The sequence below is a fragment of the Streptomyces sp. TRM64462 genome, assembly GCF_013362995.1.
In the GTDB taxonomy this organism is placed as follows: domain Bacteria; phylum Actinomycetota; class Actinomycetes; order Streptomycetales; family Streptomycetaceae; genus Streptomyces.
The window spans coordinates 1-5,593 of the sequence record NZ_JABWDV010000124.1; the positions used below are offsets into that span (position 1 = coordinate 1).

Here is a 5,593-nt window from a genome sequence, read left to right on the forward strand (position 1 = left end):
CCGAACAATTTTTAGCCTCAACCCCCAGCCTTCTGGCTGGGGGTTGAGGCATTTTTGCGTTCAGGACGGGTTCACCAGGCGGGTGTCGTACGCCAGGATGACCGCCTGGACACGGTCGCGGGAGCCGGTTTTCGCGAGGATGCGGCCCACATGCGTTTTCACGGTGGACTCCGCGAGGTGGAAGTGTCGCGCGATCTCCGTGTTCGTCCAGCCCTGGCCGATGGCTTCGAGGATCTCGCGTTCGCGGTCCGTGAGGCGGGCCAGGCGCGGGTCCATGGGGGCCGGCGCGTCCGGGTGCGGCGGCAGGTGCTGGACGTAGGCGTCGAGGAGGCGGCGGGTGAGGCGCGGGGCGACCACCGCGTCGCCTCCCGCGACCGCGCGGATGCCCGACAGGACCTCGTCCGGCTCGGCGTCCTTCAGCAGGAAGCCGCTCGCGCCCGCGCGGAGCCCCGCGTACGCGTACTCGTCCAGGTCGAACGTCGTCAGGATCAGCACCCTCGTACGGTCTCCGGCGGCGGCGATCCGTCGGGTGGCCTCGATGCCGTCCATGCCGGGCATGCGGATGTCCATGAGAGCGACGTCCGGGCGGAGTTCGGCGGCCAGGCGCACGGCTTCGGAGCCGTTGCCGGCCTCGCCCGCGATGGACAGGTCGTCCTGGCTCTCCAGGAGCATGCGGAAGCCGAGGCGCTGCAGGGGCTGGTCGTCGACGATGAGCACGGTGGTCACTGCGTGGGGTCCTTCGGGAGATGCAGACGGACGCGCCAGCCGCCGGGCGGCTGGAGCAGGGGACCGGCCTCCAGGGTGCCGTCGTAGAGGGCGGCGCGCTCGCGCATGCCCGTCAGGCCGGTGCCCGGAGGCCTCAGGCCGGGTGGTGGGGTGGCGGGCTCGGCAGCCGTGGCCGTGGCTGCGACCGTATCGGTGCCTGGGCCTGGGCCTGTGGTTCCTGTGGGGGTGTTGGTCACCGTGACGGTGACACCTTCCGCGTACGAGATGTCGACGGTGGCCGTCGTGTGGGGGCCGCCGTGTTTGAGGGCGTTGGTGAGGGCTTCCTGGACGATGCGGTAGACGGTGAGCTGGCGGCCCGGTGGCTGCGGGGCCGGGGTGCCGTCGACGGTGAACCGGACCGGGAGGCCGGCGGCGCGGACGCCGTCGATCAGCGGGTCCAGGTCCGCCAGGGCGGGCTGCGGAGCCAGCTCCGGGCCCTGCTGGGCCAGGTGCGGGCCCGTGCGGGTCGGGTGGTCGTCGTCGCGGAGGACGTCCAGGAGGCGCCGGAGTTCGGTCAGCGCCTGGCGGCTGGTGCCGGCGATGGCGTCCAGGGCCTCGGCCGCGCGCTGCGGGGACTTCGCGGCGGCGTACCGGCCGCCGTCCGCCAGGCCCGTGATGACGGACAGGTTGTGGCCGATGATGTCGTGCATCTCGCGGGCGATGCGGGTGCGTTCGGCGGCGGCCGCGAGCTGGGCCTGCTGGTCGCGCTCGACCTCCAGGCGGCGGGCCCGCTCCACGAGCGACGCGGTGTACTCCTGGCGGGTACGGACCGCGATGCCCGCCAGGGCCACCAGGGCGAACGCCCACAGGGGCGGCACGACGAGCTGGTCCCAGCTTCCGCGCGGGAAGCGGGCCGCGCCCACCAGCACCGGCGGCACCAGCAGCGCCGCCGCCCACCACAAGCGCCTCAGGGGCAGCCGGTGCGCGATGTTGAAGACGGCGATGTGCTGGATCAGCGCCGCCTGGAGAAGCGCGCCCGTCCAACTGCTGACCAGGGCGAACGGGGCCATCGCCGCCAGGACGGCCAGGGGGTGGCGGCGGCGCCACAGCAGCGGCACCGACAGGCCCAGGCTCAGGACGAGGACCAGGTGCGAGGGAACCTCGGGGTTCGCCGCGATGGTGCGCCAGCCGCCGCGGGCGTCCGTGAGGGCCGCGATGACGAAGAAGCCGGTGAGCAGGGCGTCCCAGAGCAGCGGGTGGCGGCGGTCGAAGGACCGTACGGCGTGCAGGGCGCGCTGCACATGGGCCGTCAGGCGCCCGGTGGGCGGCGGCTGTTCGGCCGCCTCCCCCGGCGCGGACGCCGTCGGCCGCGTGGGCGCCGTCGGCGGCGTGGGCGCGGGTGCCGTCACGGGTGTGGGCATGGGGTCCATCCTCGTACGGGACGGGGTCAGACGTCGCGGCGTTTCAGGGTCACGGCCGCCGCGGCCAGGCTCGCCGCCGCCCACAGGACCAGGGCGAGCAGGGCCGGGCCCGGGGACGCGGCGTCGGGGAGCGGCGTCGCGGAGCCGAGGGAGCCCCAGGCCTGGGTGGGGAAGTAGCGTACGGCGGTGCTCGTCGCGTCGTACGGGAGGGCGCCGAGGATCTCCGGGAGGACGATGACGCCGCCGATGAACGCGCCGATGGCGCCAGCCGGGGAGCGGAGGAGCGCGCCGAGGCCGAGGGCGACGAGGCCGATGAGGGCGATGCCGGCGGAGTTCCCGGCGATGGCGCGGAGCACGCCCGGGTCGGTGAGGGAGGCCGCCTGGTCGGTGTCGGAGAGGAACACCTGCGCGGTGACGAAGGTGACCAGGGCCGTGGCGACGCTGAGGGCGAAGGCGGTGACGGCGAAGACGGATGCCTTCGCCCACAGGACCGGCAGGCGGCTCGGTACGGCGGTGAGGGAGGCGCGGATCATGCCGGTCGTGTACTCGCCGGCGGTGATGAGGATGCCGAGGACGGCGAGACAGATGTGGGACAGCATCGTGCCGTAGAGGACGAGGATGACGGTGTCGATGTCGGAGTCGCCGCCGTCGGATGTGTAGGTGGCGCCCATGAGGACGCCGACGGCCAGGACGAGGACGGCCGCCGTCAGCGTGGTGATCCAGGTGGAGCGCAGCGACCAGAGTTTGTGCCACTCGGAGCGGAGGACGTGGGTGGGGGTCAGGGCGTAGGCGGGGGTGGGGTCGGGGTCGGGGTCGGGGTTGGGGGCGGTCGTGGTGGGTGTGGTGGGTGTGGGCGTCGTGGTCATGCGGTGGCTCCGTGGTAGTCGACGGTGTCCTGGGTGAGCGTCATGAACGCCTGCTCCAGGGAGGGGTGCTGCGGGGTGAGTTCGTACAGGGGGATCGTGTGCGCGGCGGCGGTGCGGCCGATGTGCGGGGCGTCCGGGCCGTGGACTTCGAGGGTGTCGGGGGCGGTGGCGGTGATGTGGGCGGTGCCCGGGTGCTCGGCGAGGAGGGCGCGCTGGAGGTCGGCGGCGCGGGGCGTGACGACCTTGACGACGGCGCCGCCCGACTGCCGTACGAGCTCGTCGACGGTCGTGTCGGCCAGGAGCCGGCCGCGGCCGATGACCACGAGGTGGTCGGCGGTGAGGGCCATCTCGGCCATGAGGTGGGAGGAGACGAGGACGGTGCGGCCCTCGGCGGCGAGGGACTTGAGGAGGGTGCGGATCCAGAGGACGCCCTCCGGGTCGAGGCCGTTGACCGGTTCGTCGAGGATGACGGTGGCGGGGTCGCCGAGGAGGGCGGAGGCGATGCCGAGGCGCTGGCCCATGCCGAGGCTGAAGCCCTTCACGCGGCGGTCGGCGACGCCGGACAGGCCGGTGAGGTCCAGGACCTCGGTGACGCGGCGGCCGGGCAGCCCGTGGGTGAGGGCCAGGGCGGTGAGGTGGGCGCGGGCGGTGCGGCCGGGATGGACGGCGCGGGCCTCCAGGAGGGCGCCGACCTCGGTGAGCGGTGCGGGGTGGGCGGCGTAGGCGCGGCCGTTGACGGTGGCGCGGCCGCGGGTGGGGGCGTCGAGGCCGAGGAGCATGCGGAGGGTGGTGGACTTGCCGGCGCCGTTGGGGCCGAGGAAGCCGGTGACGGTGCCGGGTCGTACGGTGAAGGTGAGGTCCTGGACGGCGGTTTTGCCGCCGTACTTCTTGGTGAGTTCGTGGGCCCGGATCATGGGAGCGACGCTACGGAGCGGTGGGGTGCGGGGCGTCCGACCGCGGGTGGGAGTGGTGGCGGGGGCGTAGTACCGGGGTACGACCCGGGGCGGGGGTTATTCGTTTGCCGGGGTTCGGGGTGGTGGTGAGGATCGGGGGATGAGTCACCTGATACGGCCCGTGCGGGCCGAGGAGTGGCGCGAGGCCCGGGAGATCCGGCTCGCCGCGCTGCGGGATCCGGTCGCGCCGCTCGCCTTCCTGGACACGTACGAGGCGGCGGTCGCACGCGACGACGCCCACTGGCAGCAGCGGACCGCGCGGGGGGCGGAGGGGCGCGACGTGCGGCAGTTCGTGGCCGTGGCGCCCGACGGCGTGTGGCTGGGGACGGTGACCGTGCTGGTGGAGCGGCGGGGCGCCGACGTGCCGTTCGGCGAGGCCGCGGTGGTGGACCAGACGCATGTCGTCGCGGTGTACGTACGGCCCGAGGCGCGCGGCAGCAGGGTCGCGCGGGACCTGTTCCGGGCCGCCGTCGAGTGGTCGTGGGCGCTGCGGGAGCCGTTCGTGCGGCGCGTGCGGCTGTACGTCCATGAGCGCAACGTGCGGGCGGCGGCCTTCTACCGTAAGGCGGGCTTCGAGCCGAGCGGCCGGGCCGTGCCGATGGAGGGCGACTCCGGGGGCTTGGAGCTGGAGTACGAGGTGCTGCGGCGGAGCGGGTGCGCGAGGGACGAGGACCCGCCGGTCGGCTAGGTCCGGGCGTGCGCGTCGGCCCTACGGCACCGGGAGGGGGTTCGGCCAGCGGGAGCGGGCTTGTTCGGGGGAGCGGAGGAGGGCCAGGGTGGGGAGGCCGTGGGTGTGGCCGGTGGCGAGGAGCTCCGGGAGGCGGGGGAGCGGGGCGACCGCGGCGGCGTCGTCGAGGACGAGGCTCAGTGGTGGGTCGAGCCGACCGTCGGATGACCGTGCGGCCATGCGGCGGCCGTGCTCGACCACGTGCGAGGCGAGCGCCGTGAGGAGTGGCATGGCCCCCGGCTTCGTCCGGGGGTCCTCGATGGGTTCGCCCACCAGGTAAAGGGTGCCCCCCTCGTGGATGAATGATTCCAAGGTCAGCGAATCAGTTCGATTTGGGGTGCACGCCTCGCGGATGTGGACCGAGGACAGCGCGGCGAGCGCACGGGTCGTCAGCTCGCGGGCGGCGTCGCGGCGTTCGGGGTACGCCGTGAGCGCGGACTCCAGGAGGCCGGCGTGGCTGTTGGTGGCCTTGGGGTGGGTGCGCAGGATGCGTACGGGTTCATGGGCCGTGCCGTTGCTCTGCGCCCAGCGGTGCACCTGCTTGAACGGCCTGCCGTCCACGGCCGCGGCGTGCAGCCAGCAGCCGAGGAGGGTCTCGGCGGTGTCGGCGAGGGCCGCGTCCAGCCGGGAGTGCGGCCGTACGGGGGCGAGGAGCGCGGTCGCCCGGGCGGCGGCGGTGTCGGTGTCCTCGCAGCCGTCGGTGGGCGACCAGTGGAGGCGGGCCGGGGTTTCGCAGAGGTGGCCGGGGTCGTAGAGGAGGACGGGGCCGAGTTTGGCGCGGGCGTCCTTGGTGTCCGCCCACACGGTCGCGTCGCTGGTGACGACCAGGGCGGGGCCTTCGGCGTCGCGGATGGCCTGGACGGTGGTGGGGCGGCGGGTGGCGGCGTCGCCGTAGAGGAGGCGGGGCGGGGGTGTGTGGGT

At 74.1% G+C, this 5,593-nt stretch carries 6 protein-coding genes; 1 reads left to right on the top strand and 5 read right to left on the bottom strand.

What is annotated here, in order from left to right; translation table 11 throughout:
* Positions 1-60: 60 nt before the first annotated feature.
* Genes HTZ82_RS05815 through HTZ82_RS05830 form a run of 4 tightly spaced genes read right to left on the bottom strand, consistent with a single transcriptional unit; the run spans position 61 to position 3,906 of the window.
* Positions 61-726: a response regulator transcription factor gene (locus HTZ82_RS05815; RefSeq protein WP_175408192.1), complete on the bottom strand. Its 666-nt coding sequence runs from the start codon at positions 724-726 to the stop codon at positions 61-63.
* Positions 723-2,126, bottom strand: coding sequence for a sensor histidine kinase (locus tag HTZ82_RS05820; protein ID WP_175408193.1), 1,404 nt, complete (start codon positions 2,124-2,126; stop codon positions 723-725). The genes HTZ82_RS05815 and HTZ82_RS05820 overlap by 4 nt, the downstream gene beginning before the upstream one ends.
* Positions 2,127-2,152: 26 nt before the next feature.
* Complete coding sequence (locus HTZ82_RS05825; protein ID WP_175408194.1) at positions 2,153-2,992, bottom strand: ABC transporter permease; 840 nt, start codon at positions 2,990-2,992, stop codon at positions 2,153-2,155.
* Entirely contained in the window at positions 2,989-3,906 is a 918-nt protein-coding gene (locus HTZ82_RS05830; protein ID WP_175408195.1) for an ABC transporter ATP-binding protein, read from the bottom strand. The genes HTZ82_RS05825 and HTZ82_RS05830 overlap by 4 nt, the downstream gene beginning before the upstream one ends.
* A gap of 139 nt (positions 3,907-4,045) precedes the next feature.
* On the opposite strand from HTZ82_RS05830, the gene HTZ82_RS05835 reads away from it, so the two are divergent.
* Positions 4,046-4,633, top strand: a complete 588-nt coding sequence (locus HTZ82_RS05835; RefSeq protein ID WP_175408196.1) for a GNAT family N-acetyltransferase — start codon at positions 4,046-4,048, stop codon at positions 4,631-4,633.
* 21 nt (positions 4,634-4,654) lie between these two features.
* Here the strand turns inward: HTZ82_RS05835 and HTZ82_RS05840 are convergent.
* The coding region (locus HTZ82_RS05840) for a type IV secretory system conjugative DNA transfer family protein (protein ID WP_217623712.1) at positions 4,655-5,593 on the bottom strand (939 nt) is incomplete at its 5' end.

Coding starts and splice junctions, on each gene's coding strand:
- HTZ82_RS05825 (WP_175408194.1), bottom strand. CDS start 2,992: ATGACCACGACGCCCACACCCACCACACCCACCACGACCGCCCCCAAC.
- HTZ82_RS05820 (WP_175408193.1), bottom strand. CDS start 2,126: ATGCCCACACCCGTGACGGCACCCGCGCCCACGCCGCCGACGGCGCCC.
- HTZ82_RS05835 (WP_175408196.1), top strand. CDS start 4,046: ATGAGTCACCTGATACGGCCCGTGCGGGCCGAGGAGTGGCGCGAGGCC.
- HTZ82_RS05830 (WP_175408195.1), bottom strand. CDS start 3,906: ATGATCCGGGCCCACGAACTCACCAAGAAGTACGGCGGCAAAACCGCC.